Genomic DNA, 22171 nt, shown 5'->3' on the forward strand with positions numbered 1-22171 from the left:
GGGCCGGGCGGCAGCCGCACCCCGGGCGGCCTTAAGGTACGGGCATGTCGGTTGACGGGTGGAAGACGGTCCTGGTGCTCGGCGGCATCCGGTCCGGGAAGTCCGAGTTCGCCGAGTCCCTGGTCGCCGACGCGCCGGTGGTCCGGTACGTCGCCACCGCGCCCGAGGGGGACCCGCAGGACACCGAGTGGGCCGCCCGCCTCGCGGCGCACCGCGCCCGCCGGCCGGGCAGCTGGACCACCGAGGAGACCGCGGACGACCCGCGTCGGCTGGCCGACGTGATCGCCTCCGCGGAGCCGAACGAGACCCTGCTCGTCGACGACCTCGGCGGCTGGGTGACGGTGCTGCTGGACCCGGCGCACCAGCCCGCGGACGACACGGAGACGGTGGCCGAGCTGGCGGCGGCCGTGGCCGGCTGCGCCGCTCGGCTGGTGCTGGTCAGCCCCGAGGTCGGGCTGTCCCTGGTGCCGACCACCCCGCTCGGCCGGGCCTTCACCGACGCCCTCGGCGCGACCAACCGGGCGGTCGCCGACGCCTGCGACGCCGTCGTGCTGGTGATCGCCGGGCAGCCGTCCTGGCTCAAGGGCGGGGACGCCCCGGCTGCCGCCGGGACCACCGCCGCCTCCGCGACGCCCGCGCCCGTCGTGGCGACGGCACCGGCGACGGTCAACGGGGTGCCCGCCGAGCCCACCCCCGACCTCGTCGACCTCTCGGGCGTGGTCGACGCCACGGCCCCACCGCCGCTGCCCGTCGAGCGCGGCGCCGACTGGTCGGCCCCCACCATGGCACTACCGATGGTCGCCACCGGGCTCGTGATCCAGCCCGGCATGGAGCTGCCGATGCCCGACGAGTACGCGGGCCCGCAGGCCGTCGAGCGGCTCGCCACCCTCGACGTGCCCGGCGCTGGGCTGGGCGTGCTGGAGCGGCTGGTCGGCTTCGCCGCCGCCACCCAGGGCACCGCGACCCCCGCCGCCTGGGGCTCGGTCCGCGTGCTGCTGATCAACGGCGACCACACGGGCGGGGCGGCCGCCGGCACCCGGCCCGGCGAGTCGGCGCGCCGCGCCGGGCAGGCCCGCTCGGGCCGGGGCGCGCTGGCCCGGTTGGCCGCCGAGTGCGGCGCCGGCCTCCAGGTGGTGGACGCCCCGACCGCCGCCCCGATCGAGGAGGAGCCGGCGCTCAGCGGCGAGCAGGTCGAGTCCGCCCTGCGCTACGGCTGGCGGTTGGCCGAGGAGGCCGCCGAGGCCGGCGTGCAGCTGCTGGTGCTCGCGGCGTGCGGGGCCGGCACGGAGGCCGCGGCCGCCGCGGTGCTCGCCGCCACGGCCGGCGCGGAGCCGCCGGCCGTGCTCGGACGGGTGATCACCGACTCGGGCGAGATCGACGACGCGGCCTGGATGCGGCGCTGCGCGGCGGTGCGCGACGCGCTGCACCGCAGCCGCCGCTCGTCGCTCGGCGCGAAGGAGGTGCTCGCCGAGCTCGGCGGCGGTGACATCGCCGTGGCCACCGGCGTGCTGCTCGGCGCGACGGCCCGGCGCGTCCCGGTGATGCTCGACGGCCCGGTCGGCGTGGCCGCCGGCCTGGTCAGTCGCGACCTCGCCGGGCAGGCCCGGCACTGGTGCCTGCTCGCCGACCACGGCGGCGACCCGGCCGTGACGCTGGCCGCCGACGTGCTCGGCCTCACCCCGCTGCTCGACCTGCGACTGGACCTCGGCGAGGGCGCCAACGCCCTGGTCGCCCTGCCGATGCTGCGTTCCGTGCTGGCGCTGGCCGCGGCAATGCCCGCGCACCCGTCGCTGGGCGGCGAGGACGAGCAGCCGTCGGAGGGCGAGGAGGACGAGGAGCCCGACTTCGCCGAGCCGGAGCCGGCCGGGCCGGGGCCGACGAGCACCGAGCCGGAGGAGCGGGTCGACCCGTCGGGCCGGCGTGCCGACTGACCGGTTGACCGCCGGGGCGCGGCTCGCGCTCACCACGTTCACCACGCTGCCGGTGCGGGCCGGCCGGATCGACCGGGCGGTGGCGGGCACGGCCATGGCGCTCGCGCCGGCGGTCGGCGCGCTGTTGGGCGCGCTGCTGGCCGGCGTGTTGCTGCTGCTGAACGCGGTCGCTCCCCCGCTGGTCGCCGCCGGGGTGACCGTCGGCGCGGCCGCGCTGCTCACCCGCGGGCTGCACCTAGACGGGCTGGCCGACACCGTCGACGCGCTGGGGTCGTACCGGAGCGGGCCGGCCGCGCTGGAGATCATGAAGAAGCCGGACGTCGGGCCGTTCGGGGTGGTCGCGCTGGTGGTCGTACTCCTGGTGCAGGCCGCGACGCTCGCGGAGCTGGCCGGGCGGTCGTGGCCGGCGTGCCTCGCCGCGGTGGTCGCCGCCACCGCGGCCGGCCGGCTCGGCGTGGCGCTCGCCTGCCGGCGCGGGGTGCCCGCGGCCCGCCCGGAAGGGCTCGGTGCGCTGGTCGCCGGCACGGTCGGCCCCGTGGCCCTGGCGCTGGGCGTGGCCGCCGTCGCGCTGCTGGCGGTCGCCGCCGTGCCCGGCCGGCCGTGGCAGGGGCCGCTCGCCGTCGGCGCCGCGCTCGCCGTCGCGGTGCCGCTGCTGGCCCACGTGGTACGCCGCCTCGGCGGGATCACCGGGGACGTGCTCGGCGCGACGGTGGAGGTGGTCACCACGCTCGTCTACCTGGGACTGGTGCTGTCCGCCTGAACGGGGCGCGCCGCGCCGGGTAGCGTTCGGCTCGACAGCACCGGCACCGCCAACCGGGGGAACGAGAATGCTCATCACGGACGACTTCCTGCCCGTACCGGTCCCGGAGTCGCTGAACGCGACGTACCTGGTGCCCGTCGCGGGTCTGCCGAGGGTCAGCACCAAGAGCGCGGTGGCGGCGCTGGCCGGGCGCATCGCCGAACCGGTGTACGGGCTCGCGAAGCAGATGCTGGACAGTCCGCTGATGAGCGTGGACACCCGCCCGATCGGCGAGTTCCCCGAGCTGCCGCCCGACCTGCTCACCGCGTTCGGCGCCAGCGAGTCACAGCTGGACCGGCTCGCCGCCGCCACCCACCTGGTGGTGGTGCAGGCCGAGTACCGGCCCGGCTGGCCACCGGCGCACGAGTGGGCGGCCCGGGCGGTGGCGGCGGCGGTCGCCGACTCGATCGGCGGGGACGTGGTGGACGTCTTCGGCCTGCAGTTCCTCGACCCGGCGCAGGCGCTGCGCTCCCTTCCCGACGACCACGGCCGGATCCGGCTGGTCGACTGGGTGTTGGTCCCCTACTCGTCCGACGCCGAGGGGCTCTGGTTCACCACGAAGGGGTTGCGCCGCTTCGGCCTGCTGGAGTTGCAGACCCAGGGCGTACCGGACCACCTGACCCGGGCGTGGGGTGCGGTGATGACCGGCGCGGCGCGGCGGCTGCTGCGGGACTGGACCGACGGGCTGTCCGGCGAGGAGGTGCCGGCGTTCGTGCAGCTGCCGGTGCTCGCCACCGTGACCGGGCACGACATCGCGGTCGCGTACGGCAACCCGGAGCAGCACGGCGCCACCGCCCCGGTGCTGCTGCGGCTGGAGCTGGACCCGGCGACCGACCCGGACGCCGACTCGTTCCTCAGCCTCCGGCCGCCCGCGGGCCACCCCGGCCCGGACGGCCGGTACTACGCCGCGGCCTGCGCCACCCTCTTCGCCGGCATCCAGCCGGACGTGCGCTACGCCCGGCCGGGGGACGCGATGAGCAAGGCGATCGCCACGGCCCGGGCGGGTCTGGAGGACGTCCGCGCCCGGTTCGTCGCCGGGAAGCTGCCGCGCGAGTCGCAGCTCGTGGTGAAGTACGGGCTGCCCGGCGAGGACGGCCCCGAGTACGTCTGGGCCGGGGTCACCGAGTGGGAGGTCCCGGAGCGGATCGTGGGCGTGAGCGCCAGCGACGCCGCGTCCGACCAGAGCGTGCGGATCGGCTCGCCGGTCGTGGTGGAGGCCGCCGACGTGGTCGACTGGGCGGTCCTGGACGGCACCGGCGTCATCGAGGGCGGCTGGACCCAGGCCGTCCTCGACGCCGGCGACCACCCGCACTGACCCCGGCCCCTCCCCCGCCGCGCCCCGGTGATCGAGGGGCTTCGCGTCGGGACCGGCGCGGTCCGTGACGGAAGCTCCCGACCACCGGGGAGATCGGCGGCGGGGCTGGTTACCTCACGGAGGGCTGGACGAAGGGGGGGCGGGTGACGCGCATCTGGGCGCGGCGGCCGCGGATGTCGACCTCGACCAGGTCGCCGTCGGCGAGGTTCGCCGCCGTGTCCAGCAGGGCGAGCGCGATGCCCTTCTTCAGCGTCGGCGAGAAGGTGCCGCTGGTGACCGTGCCCACCGTCGCGTCGCCGCTGAGCACCGTCATGCCGGGGCGCGGGATGGCGCGGTCGACGGCCTCCAGGCCGCGCAGCGTACGCCTCGGGCCGGCCGCCTTCTCCGCGCGCAGCGCGTCGCGGCCCCAGAACGCCGGCTTGTCCCAGCCGACCGCCCAACCCGAGCGGGCCTGCACCGGCGTGATCTCCAGCGACAGGTCCTGCCCGTGCAGCGGGTATCCCATCTCGGTGCGCAGCGTGTCGCGCGCCGCGAGCCCGCAGGCGCGCAGGTCGTACGCCTCGCCGGCGGCGAAGAGCGCGTCCCAGACCGCCACGGCGTGCTCGGCCGGCACGACCAGCTCGTAGCCCAGCTCGCCGGTGTAGCCCGTCCGGCAGACCGTCAGCTCGACCGGTACGCCGGCGGCGTCGAGGGTGGCCGTGGAGAAGCTCATGTAGTCGTGACCGGTGGGCAGGCCCAGCGAGCCGAGCAGCTCGGCAGAGCGCGGCCCCTGCACGGCCAGCACCGCGTACGCCTCGTGCTCGTCGGTGACGGTGAGCGACTCCGGCGCGGCGGCGCGCAGCCGCCGGACCACCTCCGCGGTGTTCGCGGCGTTCGGGATCAGGAAGACGTGGTCGTCGGCGTGCAGGTAGGCGATGATGTCGTCCACCACGCCGCCGGTCGCGTCGTCGCAGCAGAGGGTGTACTGCGCCCGGCCGGGCCCGATCCGGCCCAGGTCGTTGCTGAGGCAGGCGTTGACGAACTCCGCCGCCCCCGGTCCCGCCACCCGGGCCTTGCCGAGGTGGGAGACGTCGAACACGCCCACCCCGGTGCGGACGGCCGTGTGCTCCCGGAGCACGCCACCGCCGGCGTACTCCAGCGGCATCTCCCAGCCCCCGAAGGGAGCGAACTTGGCGCCGGCGGCGGTGTGCCGCTCGTGCAGCGGGGAACGGCGCAGCCGGGTCGCGGCGGCGTCGGTGGTCACCTCGGTCATGGGTGGCAACTTACCGGGGGCACACCCGCTGGTTAGCATCGGCGGGACCCGCCGATCCCGGTCGGCGGGACAGCCCACACGTCCGGCGGGTAGGTTGCCGCCGGAGACCTTCACCGCCGGTACGCGACGTCGCGACCGGCCCGGCCCGCCCGGAGTAGCTCAGTGACATCGTCCCGCACCACCCTCAGCCTGGTCGACACCGACCCCGCCGAGCTCGCCGTCGACGCCATCGTGATCGGCGTGCACAGCCAGACCGGGGAGCAGGCCGCCACCAGCGGCCTCGCCGGCACCCTGCTGCTCGCCAGCGGCGCGGAGAGCATCGCCGCCGCCTTCGACGGGAAGCTCACCGAGACGCTGGCGCTGCTCGGCGCGACCGGCGGGCCGGGTGAGGTGATCAAGCTGGCGACGCTGGGCACCATCACGGCTCCGGTCGTCGCCGCGGTCGGCCTCGGCCCCGAGCCGTCGGGCGCCGCGCCGGACCCGGAGGTGCTGCGCCGTGCCGCCGGTTCGGCCGTCCGCGCCCTCGCCGGCGCCGCGCGGGTGGCGGTGGCCCTGCCGCTGCCGGACGACGCCGACGCCCCGGCCGCGCTGCGCGCGGTCGCGGAGGGTTCGCTGCTCGGCGGCTACCGCTTCGCCGGCTACAAGACGCGCCCGCAGCCGGCGCGGCGCGAGCCGGTGAGCGAGGTCCTGGTCGCCGTGCCGGACGCCGACGACAGTGCCGCGCGGGCCGAGGTCGCCCGCGCCACGGCGGTCGTCGGTGCGGTCCTGACCAGCCGGGACTGGGTCAACACCGCGCCGAACGAGCTGCGCCCGCCGACCTTCGCCGAGGCCGTCGCGAACGCCGCCCGGGAGGCCGGTCTCGGCGTCGAGGTGCTCGACGAGGCGGCGCTGAAGGCGGGCGGCTACGGCGGCATCATCGCTGTCGGGCAGGGGTCGGAGGCCCCGCCGCGGCTGGTGAAGCTCACCTACACCCCGGAGGGCGGCGGCTCCGGCAAGCGGGTCGCGCTGGTCGGCAAGGGCATCACCTTCGACACCGGCGGCATCTCGATCAAGCCGGCCCAGGGCATGTGGGAGATGAAGTCCGACATGGCGGGCGCCGCGGCGGTCGGCGCCGCGATGCTGGCGGTGGCCGCGCTGAAGCCGTCCGTCGCGGTGACCGGCTACCTGCCGATGGCGGAGAACATGCCGTCGGGCACCTCGTACCGGCCGGGCGACGTGATCAGCATGTACAACGGCAAGAAGGTCGAGGTGCTCAACACCGACGCCGAGGGCCGGATGATCCTGGCCGACGCGATCGCCCGCGCCTGCGAGGACGGCTGCGACTACCTCTTCGAGACCTCCACCCTCACCGGCGGCCAGGTGATCTCGCTGGGCAAGCGGATCGCCGGTGTGATGGGCACGCCGGACCTCTGCGAGCGGGTCCGCACCGCCGGTGACGCCGTCGGCGAGCCGGCCTGGCCGATGCCGCTGCCGGACGACGTGCGCAAGGGCATGGACTCCGACGTGGCCGACATCTCCCAGGTGAACGCCGGCATGGACCGGGCCGGCCACATGCTCCAGGGCGGCGTGTTCCTGCGCGAGTTCGTCACCGAGGACGTGGCCTGGGCGCACATCGACATCGCCGGGCCGGGCTACCACTCGGGCGAGCCGACCGGCTACTGGACCAAGGGCGGCACGGGCGTGCCCGTCCGCACCCTCGTGCACCTGGTCGAGGACGTCGCCGCGAACGGCTGACGCGAGGACGTCGCCGCGAACAGCTGACGCGACCCGCCTGACCCGGGCCCCCTGCCGCCACCGCGGCAGGGGGCCCGGTCACGTCCGGCCCGGCGAAATCCGCCGCCGGCCCGGCAACCGCCTTCAGTACAGGTCGGGGCGGCGCTTGCGGCGCTCGTTGAAGTCGCGCATGCGCTGCGGGTAGCCCATGAGGCGCACGTCGTAGACCGGGATCCCCAGCCGGTAGGCGAAGCGCCGGGCCCCGTCCGGGCCGTCGATCCGGCGGCGCGTCCACTCCCCGTCGTCGGCGATGAGGATCACCGTGGTCTCGGTGACGGTGGTCCGGGGCTCGATGTACGCCTCCACCCCCCGCCGGGTGCGGACGAAGTTCTCAAGATGCTCCAGATCGGCACGGTCGGCCGCCCGATCCTGGCTCACCGCGCGCGGTTGCTTGCGGCGCCGGAACAATCCCACGGACCTCTCCCCCACAATCCGTCATCGAAGACGGTGCCAAGCGTACGTGTCGCGGACGTGTCGTTGGGCACCTCACTACGCGCCCTGTGCCCGGTGGTGACAAGATGACCGAGGTGGGGTCTGCCCAAGAGGCGTCCCGCCATGACCCCCCGAATGCATCGACGCGACCTGGGAGTTGGACGTGAGCGAGCCGAACGACGCAACCTTCGACATCGTCATCCTCGGAGGTGGCAGCGGCGGCTACGCGACCGCGCTGCGCGCCGCCCAGCTGGACCTGTCGGTCGCGCTGATCGAGAAGGGCAAGCTCGGCGGCACCTGCCTGCACAACGGCTGCATCCCGACCAAGGCCCTGCTGCACGCCGCCGAGATCGCCGACCAGACCCGCGAGTCGGAGCAGTTCGGGGTGAAGGCCGAGCTGGTCGGGATCGACATGGCGGCGGTCAACTCGTACAAGGACGGCGTGATCTCCCGGCTCTACAAGGGCCTCCAGGGTCTCGTGGGCAGCACCAAGAACATCACCTTCGTGGCCGGGGCCGGTCGGCTCGTCGGCCCGAACGTCGTCGAGGTCGACGGCAAGCGCTACACCGGCCGCAACGTCGTGCTCGCCTCCGGCTCGTACGCCAAGAGCCTGCCCGGCCTGGAGGTCGATGGTGAGCGGATCATCACCAGCGACCACGCGCTGACCCTGGACCGGGTCCCGTCCTCGGCGATCGTGCTGGGCGGCGGCGTGATCGGCGTGGAGTTCGCGAGCGTCTGGAAGTCCTTCGGCGTGGACGTCACGATCATCGAGGCGCTGCCCCGGCTGGTCGCGGCCGAGGACGAGGAGTCCTCGAAGGCGCTGGAGCGGGCCTTCCGCAAGCGGAAGATCAACTTCAAGGTCGGCAAGCCGTTCGAGAAGGTCGAGAAGACCGAGAACGGCGTCAAGGTGACCATCGCCGGCGGCGAGACCGTCGAGGCCGAGCTGCTGCTGGTCGCCGTCGGCCGCGGCCCGAACACCGCCAACCTCGGCTACGAGGAGCAGGGCGTCAAGATGGACCGCGGCTACGTGCTGACCGACGAGCGGCTGCGCACCAGCGTGCCGAACGTCTACGCCGTCGGCGACATCGTGCCCGGCCTCCAGCTCGCGCACCGTGGCTTCCAGCAGGGCATCTTCGTGGCCGAGGAGATCGCCGGTCAGACCCCGGCCGTGATCGACGAGGCGGGCATCCCGCGGGTCACCTACTGCGACCCGGAGCTGGCCTCGGTCGGCCTCACCGAGGCCAAGGCCAAGGAGCAGTACGGCGCCGACAAGGTCAAGACCTACAACTACAACCTGGGCGGCAACGGCAAGAGCCAGATCCTCAAGACCACCGGCTTCGTGAAGCTGGTGCGGGTCGAGGACGGTCCCGTCGTCGGCGTCCACATGGTCGGCGCCCGGGTGGGTGAGCTGATCGGTGAGGCGCAGCTCATCTACAACTGGGAGGCCTACCCGGCCGAGGTGGCGCAGCTCGTGCACGCCCACCCGACGCAGAACGAGGCCCTGGGCGAGGCGCACCTGGCCCTCGCCGGCAAGCCGCTGCACGCGCACGCCTGACCACGACAACCGGGGCGTCCGGCGACGGGCGATGATCCCACCAGGGGAATGAAGGAGTCTGGAGAACATGCCGGTATCGGTCACCATGCCTCGGCTCGGCGAGAGCGTCACCGAGGGCACCGTCACCCGCTGGCTCAAGCAGGAGGGTGAGACCGTCGAGGTCGACGAGCCCCTGCTGGAGGTCTCCACCGACAAGGTGGACACCGAGATCCCGTCGCCGGCGGCGGGCGTGCTGACCCGGATCGTGGTCGGGGAGGACGAGACCGCCGAGGTCGGCAGCGAGCTGGCCGTCATCTCCGGCGAGGGCGAGCAGGCGGGCGGCGCCGCGCCGCAGCAGGCGGCCCCGGCCGAGCAGGCCGCCCCGGCCCCGGAGCCGACGGCCGCCGCCGAGGGCACCGCGCCCGAGCCGGCCCCGCAGGCCGCGCCGGCCCCGCAGGCCGCGCCCGCGCCGTCGGGTCAGGGGACCCCGGTCACCATGCCGGCCCTCGGGGAGAGCGTCACCGAGGGTACGGTCACCCGCTGGCTCAAGCAGGTCGGCGAGACCGTCGAGGTCGACGAGCCGCTGCTGGAGGTCTCCACCGACAAGGTGGACACCGAGATCCCGTCGCCGGTGGCCGGCACCGTCCTGGAGATCAAGGTCGCCGAGGACGAGACCGCCGCGGTCGGCGCCGAGCTGGCCGTGATCGGCGCCGCGGGCGCGGCCCCGGCCGAGGCGAAGCCCGCGCCGCAGCCCGAGGCGAAGCCCGCGCCCGAGGTGAAGCCGGCGCCGCAGCCGCAGGCCGAGGCGAAGCCGGCCCCGGCGGCCGAGCCGACCCCGGGCATGTCCTACAACGAGCCCGCGCCGGAGGCGGAGACCTCGGCGCAGCCGACGCAGGCGGAGCAGCGTTCGGTGCCGCCGGCGCCGACCCCGGCCCCGCAGCGCCCGACCGCCCCGGCGCAGGGCGGCGGTGGGGAGGCGGCCGGCTACGTGACCCCGCTCGTCCGCAAGCTGGCCGCGGAGCACGGTGTCGACCTCTCCTCGGTCAACGGCACCGGCGTCGGCGGTCGCGTCCGCAAGCAGGACGTGCTGGAGGCGGCGGAGAAGGCGAAGGCCGCCAAGGCCGCACCGGCCCCGGCTGCCGCCGCGCCGGCCGCCCCGGCCCCGGCGAAGCCCGCCGCGAAGCCGCAGCCGAGCGCGAAGCGGGGTACCACCGAGAAGCTGCCCCGCATCCGCGCGGCCATCGCCAAGCGGATGCACGAGTCGCTGCACGAGATGGCGCAGCTGACCACCGTGATCGAGGTGGACGTCACCCGGGTCGCGAAGCTGCGCGCCCAGGCGAAGGACTCGTTCCAGCAGCGGCACGGCGTGAAGCTCTCCTTCCTGCCGTTCTTCGCGCTCGCGGCGATCGAGGCGCTCCAGACGTACCCGATCGTCAACGCCCGGATGGACCTGGCGGCCGGCACGATCACCTACCCGGACGCGGAGCACCTGGGCATCGCGGTGGACACCGAGCGGGGCCTGCTGGTGCCGGTCATCCACAACGCCGGTGACCTGAACCTGGGTGGGATCGCCAAGCGGATCGCCGACCTGGCGGAGCGGACGCGGACCAACAAGATCAGCCCCGACGAGATCGCCGGCGCGACCTTCACGCTGACCAACACCGGCAGCCGGGGTGCGCTGTTCGACACCCCGATCGTCCCGTCGCCGCAGTCGGCGATGCTCGGCACGGGCGCGGTCGTCAAGCGCCCGGTCGTCGTCAACGACCCGGAGCTGGGCGAGGTCGTCGCGATCCGGTCGATGGTCTACCTGGCGCTCTCCTACGACCACCGCCTGATCGACGGCGCCGACGCGGCCCGCTTCCTGGTGGCGGTCAAGGAGCGGCTGGAGGCCGGCAACTTCGAGGCGGAGCTGGGCCTGGCCTGATCCGACGCGTACCGGAGGGAGGTGCGCCCCGAGAGATCGGGGCGCACCTCCCTTCTCGTGTCCGGGGGTCTGCTGTCCGCCGGCCGCGTCCGGCGTCCCGGCGGCTCAGGCCCGGAGCATGTCCTCCGACACCTGCCACAGCCGCTCGGCGGCCGCCGGGTCCAGGGCGTACGGGGCGTACCCGGTGCGCGTGCCCGGCTCGTTCGGCCCCGCCTCCTGGCAGTCCTCGAAGTAGCGCCCGCCGACGCCGTCCAGCAGGGGTGAGGCCGCCACCAGCACCGAGGTCGCCGCCCCCTGCTCGGTGGTCTTCCAGTGGCCCGCCGAGACGCTGCCCGTCTCCGCGCGCATGCGCGCCAACTCCTCCTCGTCGACGTAGCGCTGGAGGTTGGTCCGGATCGCGCCGGGCATCAACGAGTTGGTGAGGATGCCGTCGTCGGCCCAGCGCCGGGTCGCCTCGACGGCGAAGAGCACGTTCGCGGTCTTGGACTGCCCGTACGCCAGCCACGGGTCGTACTCGCGGCGCGCGAAGTGGATGTCCTCGAAGACGACCGGCGAGCGCAGGTGCGCGGCCGAGCTGACCGAGACGACCCGCGCGCCGCCGGCCGCGGCCAGGGCGCGGTGCAGGCCGGTGGCGAGCGCGAAGTGCCCGAGGTGGTTGGTGGCGAACTGCATCTCCCAGCCCTGCGGCGTCCGCATCTCGGGTGACGCCATGATCCCGGCGTTGTTGACGAGGATGTGCAGCGGCCCGTCCCAGTCGGTCACGAACGCGGCGACCGACGCCGGGTCGGCCAGGTCCAGGGACGCCACGACGATCCGGTCGTTGCCGGTCGTGGCGGTGATGTCGGCGGCGGCCTCCCGGCCCGCGTCCGGTCGGCGTACGGCCAGGGTCACCTCGGCGCCGACCTGGGCGAGGGCCCGCGCGGTCTCGACGCCGATGCCGGAGGCGCCGCCGGTGACGACGGCGCGGCGGCCGGCGAGGTCGACGCCGCGCACCACCTCGAGCGCGGTGGTGTCGCGGGAGAACGGTGTGGTCACCCTGGCGCTGGTCATGATCCATCCTTTTCGGCGGCGGGCGTTCGCGGTCCGGCCGCGACGCCGTCGACGGCTGCCGACACGGCCGTACGGGCGCTTTCCCCGGGTGGCCCCCGGGTAACACGGGAATCCGCCGCCGGAGCCACGGGGGCGACGTATCACCTGCTCAACCCGCTGATCGTCGGACCGCTCCCCCGTGGCCGGTTTGATCCGATTCCGGCCCGGCGCGGGCGGGCGCGCTGGCAGACTCGTCCGGTGGGTGGTCACCGGTGGCGCGGACGGCTCGGGCCAGCCGTCTCGGTCGCGCCGGGCGCCCGGGTCGACAAGTTCGAGATCTTCTTCGACCTGGTCTTCGTCTTCTCGTTCTTCATCATCACCCGGGCCACCGCCATGGACATCAGTGGCCGCAGTCTGCTGCACGGCATGCTCGTGCTCGCCGTGCTCTGGTGGTGCTGGGTGATCCACAGCGTGGTCGCCACCCGGGTCCGGCTCGGCGAGGGCTTCGTACCGGTGCTCATGGTCGTCGGGATGGCCGCCCTGTTCTGCTTCGCGCTCTCCCTGCCGCAGGCGTTCGGCGACCCCCGGCAGACCGCCGCCGGGCCGATGGTGGTGGCGATCAGCTACCTGGTGATCCGGGCCGTGCACCTGCTGCTGTACTGGCACATCGCCAAGGAGAAGCCGGGCGAGCGGCGGCTGTTGCTGAGGTACTCGCCGGAGGTGATCGTCAGCACCCTGCTGCTGCTCGGCGCCGCGTTGATCCCGCCCTACGTCGACCACCAGGGCTCGGCGACGATGCTCCGCGACGCGCTCTGGATCGCCGTGGTGGTGATGCAGTACGGCAGCGGCCTGGTGGCCGGCGCCTGGGGCTGGACGGTGGCCTCCGCCGAACACTGGACCGAGCGGTACGACCTCATCCTGATCATCGCGCTCGGTGAGTCGATCATCTCGGTCGGCGTGGGCGGCAACCTGCTCGGCCAGCCCGTCACCTGGGGGGCCGTCGCCGCGGCGGTGTGCGGCGTCGTCTTCACCGCGGCGCTCTGGTGGGCGCACTTCGACGTGATCGGCCCGGCCGCGCGGATCGCCCAGCACGCGGCGCTGGGCCGGCCGCGGGTGGCCATGGCCCGGGACGCGTACGCCTACCTCTACCTCGTCATGATCGCGGGGATCATCATCTTCGCCCTCGGCGCCGAGGAGCTCGTCCGGCACATCAGCGATCCGCACGTCGGCCCCGACGAGCCGGCCCACGGCCCCGGGGTGCCGCTGCTGTTCGGCGGGGTGATCTGTTACATCGCGGGCGGGATGCTCTTCCAGGCGCGCACCCTGCACACGCTCTCCTGGACCCGGGTGGGCATGGTGGTGGTGCTCGCCGTGTGCATCCCGTTCGCCGACGACCTGCCGGCCCTCGCGGCGCTCGCGCTGCTGACCGTGATCTGCATCGGCCTGGTGGCCGTGGAGGTGGTGGTCCTGGCCAGCTCGCGGATGGCCCTGCGCGAGGCCGTCTTCAAGGAGAAGACGAGTCACGAGGAGCACGAGGTCGCGTTCCGCGCCATGTGGCACGAGCCATGGGAGAAGCCCGAGGAGAAGTGACCGCCGAGATGCCGGGTGGGTCTGCCGGTAGCAGAATCGGCCCGTCGCGGCTGGCCGCGGGCCGGTGCGGCCGGCAGGCTGTAGGTCATGGTCACCTTCTCGCTCCAGGCCAGCCCGTCCGACGCCGCCGGCTGGGTCGCGCTGGCCCGGCGCGCCGAGGCCGCCGGCTACGACGCCCTGCTCGCCGCCGACCACCCGGGCGCGGTGCCGACCCCGTTCGTCGCCCTGGCCGCCGCCGCGGCGGCGACCACCACCATCGGCCTCGGCTCGTACGTCGCGAACGCCGGCATCCGGGAGCCGATGCTGCTGGCGGCCGACGTGGCGACCCTGGACCTGGTCTCGGGCGGGCGGGCCCGGCTCGGCATCGGGGCCGGGCACACCCCCGCCGAGTGGCAGGCCGTCGGGCGGGAGCGGCCGGACGTGGCGGGCCGGGTCCGGCGCGCGGTGGCGGTGGCCGAGGCGGTCCGGGCGCTGCTCGACGGCGAGGAGGTCACCGTCGACACCCCCGACCTCGTCGTCCGGGCGGCCCGGCTGGACAGGCCCCGCCCGGTGCAGCGACGGATCCCGCTCACCGTCGGCACCGCCAACTCGCGGCTGCTGCGCTGGGCCGGCGCACACGCCGATGTCGTGGGCCTGGCCGGCCTGGGCCGTACGCTGCCCGACGGCTACCAGCACGACGTGCGCTGGCGGCAGGCCGACATCGAGGCGCAGCTCGCCCAGGTCGCGGCCGGCGCCGACGGTCGCGCGGAGCCGCCGGAGCTGGAGGCGCTCGTGCAGCGCGTGGTCGTGACCGACGACGCGGAGGCCGCCGCCGCGGAGACCGCCGCAGAGGTCGGCCTGAGCGTCGAGGAGCTGCTCGCCACCCCGTTCGTGCTGATCGGCAGCGCGGACGAGATCGTGACGGCCATCGCCGGGCACCGGCGCCGCTGGGGCGTCACCCGCTATGTCGTACGGGCCGACGCGCTCGACGCCCTCGCACCGGTGCTGCCCCGGGTCGCCACGCCGCGGTGACGTCCGAGCCGCCCGGCCGAGTCGGGTAACCCCCCACCTCGACCGGCGAAGCGGGTGTGGAGCCTCAGCCCTCGGCGCGCTCCGCCACGAACACCCCGACGCCGTGCACGCCTTCGACCAGCCCCTGCGTCTGAAGGACGAGGATCGCCTGACGCACGACGGTCTGCGACACGCCGTGCTCCTCCTTGAGTTGGGCGGTCGACGGCAACTTGTCTCCGGGCGCCCACTCCCCTGACTCGATCCGCGCGCGGATGTGGTCGGCGAGCAGCGCCCACTTCGGCTTGGCGGGCATGCACACTCCCAGGTCTGCGCCGCCATTCGACCATGAACAACTAGTCAGGACAAGTAGGGCCAAGCCGCTCCTTGCTTTGTACAACATGGTGTGTAAAGCTTTCGATGACCGGTTCCCAGGTCTGCAAACCGTGGGCTGGTCACCCCCGAGAGCGCGCCCGGCCGGCGTATCCCCCGGTCGTCGGCCGGGTGCGCCCACACGCCCACGGCTGTCCCCCACCGGCGCGGACGGCACGGCGGGCAGGAGCAGATGGAGGCGCCCATGTGGCCGATCCGGCGGCGCGACCTGCCGCGCGTACCCCTGGCTCCCCGCCACCGACCCACCTGGCGCGGCCTGCGGCGCTGGTGCTCGTGCGGGCTGCGCTGGGCCACGTGCCCGGACCGGCACGGGCGCGGGCGGGCGTGGCGCGGCGACGGCGGCCCGTGGTGAGCGCGGCCCGCGCCGACGGCCCCGGCGCGCCGCACCTGCCGCTCCGACCACTGTGGCTGTGCCGCGGCTGCGCCGCCGCGTGGCCGTGCGCGCCCGCCAAGCTCCGCCTGGCCCGCGAGTACGCCGGCAGCCGGGTGGCGCTCTGCCTCTACCTCAGCAGCCTGCTGCACGACGCGGCCACCGACCTGCACCTGCTCGACCCGCACGGCGCTCCCGGCGCGCGGCAGCTCTTCGACCGCTTCGTCGGGTGGGCCCTGGCCCGATCGTCGCCGGCCGGCTCACCCGCGGATCAGGCGGAGTCGGCAAGCCCCTCGTAGTAGCGGATCTTCTCCCGGAGGTGGTCGTACCGGCTGCGGAGCAGGCGCATCTGCTCCTCCACCCGCACCGCGTGCTCCTCCAGCAGCGCCTTGCGTTCGGCGGCGGTGTGTTCACCCTCGCGGGCCAGCTCGGCGTAGCGGCACATCTGCGCGATCGGCATCCCGGTGTCGCGCAGGCAGCGGAACAGCTCCAACCAGCTCAGGTCGTCGTCGGTGAAGACCCGCCGCCCGCCGGAGGTGCGGCCCACGCCGCTGAGCAGGCCGATCTTCTCGTAGTAGCGGAGGGTGTCGAGGCTGAAGCCGCTGCGGCGGGCGGCCTCCGAGGGCGCGTACATGCCGGAATCGTAGGACTTGACCTGGAGCGCGCTCCAGGTTGAAGGCTGTGTGCCATGACGATGACACGGAGACTGGGCCGCAGCGGCATCGAGGTCAGCGCGATCGGCATGGGCTGCTGGGCCATCGGCGGGCCACTGTGGGGAGACGGCGGGCAGCCGTTCGGGTGGGGCGAGGTCGACGACGACGAGTCCGTCCGCACCATCCACGCGGCGCTCGACGCGGGCGTGACCCTGTTCGACACGGCCAGCAACTACGGCGCCGGGCACAGCGAACGCGTCCTCGGCCGGGCGCTCGCCGGCCGCCGCGACCGGGCGGTGATCGCCACCAAGTTCGGCAACCGCGCCGAGGAGGCCACCCGCCGGTGGACCGGCACCGACGCGAGCCCCGCCTACGCCGTGCAGAGCCTGGAGGAGTCGCTGCGCCGGCTCGGCACCGACCACGTCGACCTCTACCAGCTGCACATCAACGACCTGCCGGCTCCCGTCGCGCTCGACCTCGTCGACACGCTGGAGGGCCTCGTCACGCAGGGCAAGATCCGGGCGTACGGCTGGAGCACCGACCACCCGGACTCCGCCGAGGCGTTCGCGAAGGCCGGTACGCACTGCGCCGCCATCCAGCACGACCAGTCGGTGCTGCTCGACAACGCCGCGATGCTCGCGGTCTGCGACGCGCACGACCTGGCCAGCCTCAACCGCGGGCCGCTGGCGATGGGCCTGCTCACCGGCTCGCAGCGCGCGGTCGGCCGCGACGACGTACGCGGGGTCGCGCCCGACTGGCTGCACTGGTTCACCGACGGGCGGCCGACGCCGGAGTGGGCGGCCCGCGTCGAGCAGATCCGCGCCGCGCTCACCGCCGACGGCCGTACGCTCGCCCAGGGCGCGCTGGGATGGCTGCTCGCCCGCAGCCCGCGGACGGTGCCGATCCCCGGCGCCCGCACGGTGCCACAGGCACGGGAGAACTTCGCGACCCTCACGCTCGGGCCGCTCCCCGCCGACGCGTTCGCCGAGATCGAGCGGCTCCTGGCCGACCTGCGCCCCGACCCGGTGGCGTGACCGACCGACGTGCCGGCCGAACGTGTGGGGCCCGCCGCCCGTACCGGAAGATATGAGCATGCGGATCCTCATGGCCGGCGCGTCCGGCTTCCTCGGCGCCCGGCTCGTCGACCGGTTCGTCGCCGACGGGCACCAGGTCACCCGGCTGGTCCGCCGCCCGGCGCGCACCCCGGACGAGCGGCAGTGGAACCCGTCCGCCGCGCAGCTCGACCCGGCGGTGGTGGCCGACGCCGACGCGGTGGTCAACCTGGCCGGCGCGGGCGTGGGCGACCGGCGGTGGACCGCCGAGTACCGGCGTGTGCTCCGGTCCAGCCGGGTGGACACCACCACGACGCTGGCCATCACGATCGCCGGCCTGGCCGCCGAGGACCGGCCGAAGGTGCTGCTCAACTCCTCGGCCGTCGGCTGGTACGGCGACACGGGCGACCGTGCCGTGGCGGAGGACGCGCCGGCCGGCGAGGGCTTCCTGTCCGACGTGTGCCGGGTGTGGGAGGCGGCCACCCGACCGGCCGAGGACGCCGACGTGCGGGTGGTCCGCCTGCGTACCGGCCTGCCGCTGCACCGCGACGGCGGGATGTTGAAGCCGCAGCTGCTGCCGATGCGGCTGGGCATCTCCGGCAAGCTCGGCGGCGGCCGGCAGTGGTGGCCGTGGATCTCGATGGCGGACTTCCTCGACGCCACGGCGTTCCTGCTGAGCCGCGACGACGTCGCGGGCCCGGTCAACGTGGTCGGCCCGGCCCCGGTCACCAACGCCGAGTTCACCCGGGAGCTGGCCCGGCAGCTGCACCGGCCGGCGTTCATGCCGATCCCGGCCGTGGCGTTGAAGATCGCGCTCGGCGGCTTCTCGGTGGAGGTCCTGTCCAGCTCACGGGTGCTCCCCGGCGTCCTGACCCGGGCCGGCTTCCGCTACCGCCACCCCGACCTCCGCACCGCCCTCCACGCCGCCCTGACCGCCTGACCCCCGCCCCCCTCTCGCACGGTGATCAAGAGGCTCGCGTCATGCCGGAGCGGAACCCGACGCGAACCTCTTGGTCACCCGAGCGTGGGCCGGAGGGCGGGGGTCGGGGGTCGGGGTCAGCAGCCGACGACCCAGTGGTTGGGGGCGGTCTGCTTGAGGCTGCTCGTGTAGAAGGTGTTGTAGAGGCCCATCCGCTGGTTGGAGCCGTTGGCGTAGGCGTACCCGCCGGACTGGTAGGCGCGGCCGGCCGCCACGTGCGCGTAGTTGCTCGCCGTCACGCAGATCGGCGTCGGGTCGGGCGTCGGGTCGGGGTCGGGCGTCGGCTCGCCGCCGCCGCCGTTCAGGCCGAAGAAGACCGCGTCCCGGTACGCCGAGCAGATGGTGTCCAGGAAGTACGCCCCGGCGGTGCCGCACTGCTCGGCGCCGCTGCCCGGGTCGACCGGCGTGCCGTGACCCATGCCGGAGACCCGGTAGACGCGGACGACGTCGTTGCCGTACACCTCCAGGCTGGTGCCGCCGGGCAGGGAGCTGGTGCTGGTGGGGGTCTGCGAGACCCCGCGCACGTTCGTCCACTGGTCCCGCGCCTCCGTGGCGTTGAGCGGGGCGACGGTGGTGTCCGAGGTGCCGTGCCAGACGGCCACCCGCGGGCGGGGCCCGGTGTAGCCGGGGTACGCGTTGCGCACCAGGTCGCCCCAGGCCGCCGGGCTCTTGTCGGAGCCGGGGTTCATGCAGCTGAACGCGTTGACCATGCTGGTGGCGCAGCGGTAGGGGATGCCCGCGACGATGGAGCCGGCGGCGAACACGTCGGGGTAGGTGGCGAGCATGACGGCGCTCATCGCGGCCCCGGCCGAGAGGCCGCTCACGAAGACGCGGCTGCCGTCGACGCCGAAGTTGGCCTTGGCGTGGTCCACCATCTGCTTGATCGACAGCGCCTCGCCCTGACCCCGGGCGGTGTCGCCGGTCTCGAACCAGTTGAAGCAGCTGGTGGCGTTGTTGGCGGACTTCTGCTCCGCGACGATCAGCGCGAACCGCCACTGGTCGGCGTACTTGCGCCAGCCCGAGTTGGTGAAGTAGGCGGACGCGTTCTGGGTGCAGCCGTGCAGCAGCACGACGGCCGGGGCGTTGGCCGGGAGGTTGTCCGGCCGGTAGGCGTACATGGTGAGGTTGCCGGGGTTCGAGCCGAAGCTGCTGACCTGGGTCAGGGTCGCCGCCTGGGCGGGCGCGGCGAGGGTGACCGCACCCGCGGCGGCGAGGACGAGCCCGGCGGCCACACTGGCCAGCCGGGTGAGGAGGGACGAGGAGCGGCGCACGGCGGCCTCCGAGGGGCGAATGTGAACTGGGTCACCTTCGAATTGCCGCGACGTTACGACGCGATGACAGACCTGTGACATGTCGCCCGCTCACACATTCACGGTCGCCGTTGTGTTCCCCGAGCGCGGGCCGGGTGGCGCGCCCGGATCGGCCCACCCGCTCCCGCCGAGGGCCGCGACGACCGGGCGGGGCACGCCGCAACCCGGTCGCCGACCACAAGGCGACAAGAACCTCCCCTCCTCGCATGTATGACCGGCACGTCCAGATCCGATTGGTAACGTCCGCTGCGTGCCGACCTCCCCGTCCCTGGCCACCGGGCCCGCACCCGCCTCACCGCCCCGCGCCGTCCGGGGGCGCCGCGCCGACCTGATCGTGGTGCTGGTCGCGCTCGCGCTCGCGGTCTGGGTGACCAGCGGCCTCTGGCGGGACCCGAACGTCCGGACGATCACGGTCAACTCCAGCGACCAGGCGCTCTTCGAGTGGCTGCTGGCGTTCGGCGGGCACGCGCTGACCCACGGGCAGGACCCGTTCTTCACCCACCTCATCAACGTCCCGGACGGGGTGAACCTCGCGGTCAACACCTCGATCACGGTGTACGCGGTGATCTTCGCGCCACTGACGTACCTGGTCGGACCACCCGTGACGTTCCTGGTGATCCTCACCCTCAACCTCGCCGCCACCGCGGTCGCCTGGTACCTGCTCCTCTCCCGGCAAATGGTCCGCAGCCGGCTCGCCGCCGCCGTCGGGGGCCTCTTCGTGGCGTACTCCCCCGGCATGGTCTCGCACGCCAACGCCCACCTGAACTGGACGGCCGGTTGGCTGGTGCCGCTGCTCATCTGGCGCCTGTTCGCGCTGCGCCGACCCGGGCACTGGCTGCGCGACGGCGTCATCTTCGGCGTGCTCGTGGCCGTCGCGTTCTCCATCGCCGCCGAAGGGCTCTTCTTCACCGCCCTCGCGCTCGGCGTCTTCGTCGTCGTCTGGGCGTCGCACCCGGCCCGGCGGGCCGAGGCGCGGGCCGCCCTGCCGAACTTCCTCCGCGGGCTCGCCGTGACCACGGTCGTGGCCGGGGCGTTGCTCGCGTACCCGCTGTGGCTGCACTTCGCCGGCCCGCAGCGGTTCCACGGCACCGGATTCGATCCCGTGATCCACTCGGAGGACATCGCGGCGTTCGGGGCGTACCCGCGCCGCTCCCTCGCCGGCGAGGCCGGGCTCGGCACCTCGCTGGCACCCAACCCGACCGAGGAGAACTCGTTCTTCGGGGTGCCGCTGCTGCTGCTCACCGTGGCCTGCTTCGTGGCGCTGTGGCGACGCGCCGACCCGGCCCGCCGCGCCACGCTCTGGGCGCTCGGCGCCGTCGCGATCGTCTTCACCGTCCTCTCGTGGGGGCCGGAGGCGAAGGTCGACGGCGACCGCACCGACGTGCCCATGCCCTTCGACCTGCTCGGGCACCTGCCGGTGGTGAACGCGGCGCTGCCCGCGCGGCTCGCGCTCGTGGTCGCGCCGGTGCTCGGGCTGCTGCTGGCGTACACCGTGGACCGGCTCCGGGCGACGCCGGCCCGGCACCGCTCCGTCGACGCCGCCTGGACGCTCGGCTTCGTGGTGGCGCTGCTGCCGCTGGTGCCCACGCCGCTGCTCACCGACGAGCGGGAACCGATTCCGCGGTTCATCACCGCCGGCACCTGGCGGGAGTACGTGTCGCCCGGCGGCGTGCTCACCCCGGTGCCGGTGGCCGTCGACATCTACCCGGACGGGCAGCGCTGGCAGGCGTACGCTCTGGCCCACCGGCAGGGTGAGTTCCGCATCCCGGCGGGCTTCTTCCTCGGCCCCGGCGGACCGGACGGCCGGGGCCGGATCGGGCCCGTGCCGCGCCCGTTCAGCGCGCTGATGGACCAGGCGGCCCGGACCGGCCTCGTGCCGATCGTCACCGACGGGACGCTGCGGGAGGTGCGGGCCGACCTGGCGTACTGGCGGGTCGAGGCCGTGGTGCTCCCCGACCAGGTGCACGGGGCGAAGTTCGAGGTCGACGAGGAGGCGGTGCGGCGCACGGCCACCGCCCTGCTCGGCCCGCCGCAGCGGGTCGACGACGTGTGGCTGTGGCGGATCCCGCCGGCGTGAGCCCGTGTGCGGCGTGACCGCGCGGGTGCCCCGGCCGGGCCCACCCGGACGACCGCTCACGCGGGCCCCCGGTGAGGCGGCTCACGAGCGCCGTACGGCCGCCGCGGGACTACGCTGAACGGCGTGAGCACGATGACCTCCGGCCTCACGGCCGTCCGCGCCGGTCTCCTCGACTACCAGGCCGCCTGGGACGAGCAGCGCCGGCTGCACGAAGCGGTGGTGACCGGCGAGCAGGGCGACACGGTCCTGCTGCTGGAGCACCCGAGCGTCTACACGGCGGGCAAGCGCACCGAGCCGTGGGACCGGCCGATGGACGGCACGCCGGTCATCGACGTGGACCGGGGCGGCAAGATCACCTGGCACGGTCCGGGCCAGCTCGTCGGCTACCCGATCGTGCGGCTGCCCGACCCGGTGGACGTCGTGGCATACGTGCGGCGCACCGAGCAGATGCTGATCGACGTCTGCGCCGAGTTCGGGCTGGCCGCGGGCCGGGTCGAGGGGCGCAGCGGCGTCTGGGTGCCGGAGGACGACCGGGGGCCGGCCCGCAAGGTCGCCGCCATCGGCATCCGGGTCGCCCGGGGGGTGACCCTGCACGGCTTCTCGATCAACTGCGACTGCGACCTGGCCTTCTTCGACCGGATCGTGCCGTGCGGCATCCGCGACGCGGGGGTCACCTCGCTGACCGCCGAGCTGGGCCGGCCCGTCACCGTCGCCGACGTGCTGCCGGTGGTGGAGCGCCACCTGAAGACCATCGTCGCGGCCGAGTCCTGA

At 74.4% G+C, this 22171-nt stretch carries 19 protein-coding genes; 13 read left to right on the forward strand and 6 right to left on the reverse strand.

Annotation, left to right across the window (positions count from 1 at the left end):
* Positions 1-44: 44 nt before the first annotated feature.
* From SM573_RS20410 to SM573_RS20420, 3 genes are all read left to right on the forward strand, one after another.
* Positions 45-1931 carry a bifunctional adenosylcobinamide kinase/adenosylcobinamide-phosphate guanylyltransferase gene (locus SM573_RS20410; protein WP_474613093.1) on the forward strand — a complete coding sequence of 629 codons (1887 nt, stop codon included), beginning with the start codon at positions 45-47 and terminating at the stop codon, positions 1929-1931.
* Positions 1921-2691, forward strand: coding sequence for an adenosylcobinamide-GDP ribazoletransferase (gene cobS, locus SM573_RS20415; RefSeq protein ID WP_474613092.1), 771 nt, complete (start codon positions 1921-1923; stop codon positions 2689-2691). Before SM573_RS20410 ends, cobS begins: the two co-directional genes overlap by 11 nt.
* A gap of 67 nt (positions 2692-2758) precedes the next feature.
* Positions 2759-4045: a DUF2314 domain-containing protein gene (locus SM573_RS20420; RefSeq protein WP_474616813.1), complete on the forward strand. Its 1287-nt coding sequence runs from the start codon at positions 2759-2761 to the stop codon at positions 4043-4045.
* Between the two features lie 109 nt (positions 4046-4154).
* On the opposite strand, the gene gcvT is transcribed toward SM573_RS20420, so the two are convergent.
* On the reverse strand, positions 4155-5297 hold the full coding sequence (gene gcvT, locus SM573_RS20425; RefSeq protein ID WP_474613090.1) for a glycine cleavage system aminomethyltransferase GcvT: 1143 nt from the start codon (positions 5295-5297) through the stop codon (positions 4155-4157).
* A 162-nt stretch (positions 5298-5459) separates the two neighbouring features.
* Here gcvT and SM573_RS20430 point away from each other — a divergent pair, with 162 nt between their 5' ends.
* Positions 5460-7031, forward strand: coding sequence for a leucyl aminopeptidase (locus SM573_RS20430; RefSeq protein WP_474613089.1), 1572 nt, complete (start codon positions 5460-5462; stop codon positions 7029-7031).
* A 123-nt stretch (positions 7032-7154) separates the two neighbouring features.
* Here SM573_RS20430 and SM573_RS20435 read toward each other — a convergent pair whose 3' ends face one another.
* Positions 7155-7484, reverse strand: a complete 330-nt coding sequence (locus SM573_RS20435) for a hypothetical protein (protein ID WP_474613088.1) — start codon at positions 7482-7484, stop codon at positions 7155-7157.
* Between the two features lie 181 nt (positions 7485-7665).
* Here SM573_RS20435 and lpdA point away from each other — a divergent pair, with 181 nt between their 5' ends.
* Positions 7666-9057 carry a dihydrolipoyl dehydrogenase gene (gene lpdA / locus SM573_RS20440; protein WP_474613087.1) on the forward strand — a complete coding sequence of 464 codons (1392 nt, stop codon included), beginning with the start codon at positions 7666-7668 and terminating at the stop codon, positions 9055-9057.
* A gap of 67 nt (positions 9058-9124) precedes the next feature.
* A complete protein-coding gene (sucB, locus tag SM573_RS20445; RefSeq protein ID WP_474616814.1) occupies positions 9125-10960 on the forward strand; it encodes a 2-oxoglutarate dehydrogenase, E2 component, dihydrolipoamide succinyltransferase in 1836 nt (611 codons plus the stop codon).
* Between the two features lie 105 nt (positions 10961-11065).
* Here the strand turns inward: sucB and SM573_RS20450 are convergent, their stop codons facing one another.
* Entirely contained in the window at positions 11066-12010 is a 945-nt protein-coding gene (locus SM573_RS20450; protein ID WP_474616815.1) for an SDR family NAD(P)-dependent oxidoreductase, read from the reverse strand.
* Between the two features lie 237 nt (positions 12011-12247).
* On the opposite strand from SM573_RS20450, the gene SM573_RS20455 reads away from it, so the two are divergent.
* Positions 12248-13579 (forward strand): low temperature requirement protein A, encoded by a 1332-nt coding sequence (locus tag SM573_RS20455; RefSeq protein ID WP_474613084.1) that lies wholly within the window; start codon positions 12248-12250, stop codon positions 13577-13579.
* 87 nt (positions 13580-13666) lie between these two features.
* Positions 13667-14590: a TIGR03621 family F420-dependent LLM class oxidoreductase gene (locus tag SM573_RS20460; protein WP_474616816.1), complete on the forward strand. Its 924-nt coding sequence runs from the start codon at positions 13667-13669 to the stop codon at positions 14588-14590.
* Between the two features lie 64 nt (positions 14591-14654).
* On the opposite strand, the gene SM573_RS20465 is transcribed toward SM573_RS20460, so the two are convergent.
* Positions 14655-14888 (reverse strand): GntR family transcriptional regulator, encoded by a 234-nt coding sequence (locus SM573_RS20465; RefSeq protein WP_474613082.1) that lies wholly within the window; start codon positions 14886-14888, stop codon positions 14655-14657.
* Between the two features lie 395 nt (positions 14889-15283).
* Here SM573_RS20465 and SM573_RS20470 point away from each other — a divergent pair, with 395 nt between their 5' ends.
* A complete protein-coding gene (locus SM573_RS20470; protein ID WP_474613277.1) occupies positions 15284-15628 on the forward strand; it encodes a hypothetical protein in 345 nt (114 codons plus the stop codon).
* Here the strand turns inward: SM573_RS20470 and SM573_RS20475 are convergent.
* Positions 15601-15963, reverse strand: coding sequence for a MerR family transcriptional regulator (locus SM573_RS20475; RefSeq protein ID WP_474613081.1), 363 nt, complete (start codon positions 15961-15963; stop codon positions 15601-15603). The two genes, SM573_RS20470 and SM573_RS20475, sit on opposite strands and share 28 nt — an antisense overlap.
* Positions 15964-16017: 54 nt before the next feature.
* On the opposite strand from SM573_RS20475, the gene SM573_RS20480 reads away from it, so the two are divergent.
* Together SM573_RS20480 and SM573_RS20485 are read left to right on the forward strand one after the other, a co-directional pair.
* Positions 16018-17016, forward strand: coding sequence for an aldo/keto reductase (locus SM573_RS20480; RefSeq protein ID WP_474613080.1), 999 nt, complete (start codon positions 16018-16020; stop codon positions 17014-17016).
* A 58-nt stretch (positions 17017-17074) separates the two neighbouring features.
* Positions 17075-17974, forward strand: coding sequence for a TIGR01777 family oxidoreductase (locus SM573_RS20485; protein ID WP_474613079.1), 900 nt, complete (start codon positions 17075-17077; stop codon positions 17972-17974).
* A 116-nt stretch (positions 17975-18090) separates the two neighbouring features.
* On the opposite strand, the gene SM573_RS20490 is transcribed toward SM573_RS20485, so the two are convergent.
* A complete protein-coding gene (locus tag SM573_RS20490; protein WP_474613078.1) occupies positions 18091-19284 on the reverse strand; it encodes an extracellular catalytic domain type 1 short-chain-length polyhydroxyalkanoate depolymerase in 1194 nt (397 codons plus the stop codon).
* A 289-nt stretch (positions 19285-19573) separates the two neighbouring features.
* Between SM573_RS20490 and SM573_RS20495 the strand changes: the two genes are divergently transcribed.
* Together SM573_RS20495 and lipB are read left to right on the forward strand one after the other, a co-directional pair.
* Complete coding sequence (locus tag SM573_RS20495) at positions 19574-21400, forward strand: DUF6311 domain-containing protein (RefSeq protein ID WP_474616817.1); 1827 nt, start codon at positions 19574-19576, stop codon at positions 21398-21400.
* A gap of 132 nt (positions 21401-21532) precedes the next feature.
* Positions 21533-22171 carry a lipoyl(octanoyl) transferase LipB gene (gene lipB / locus SM573_RS20500; protein ID WP_474613276.1) on the forward strand — a complete coding sequence of 213 codons (639 nt, stop codon included), beginning with the start codon at positions 21533-21535 and terminating at the stop codon, positions 22169-22171.

Source organism: Micromonospora xinjiangensis, from assembly GCF_056150165.1.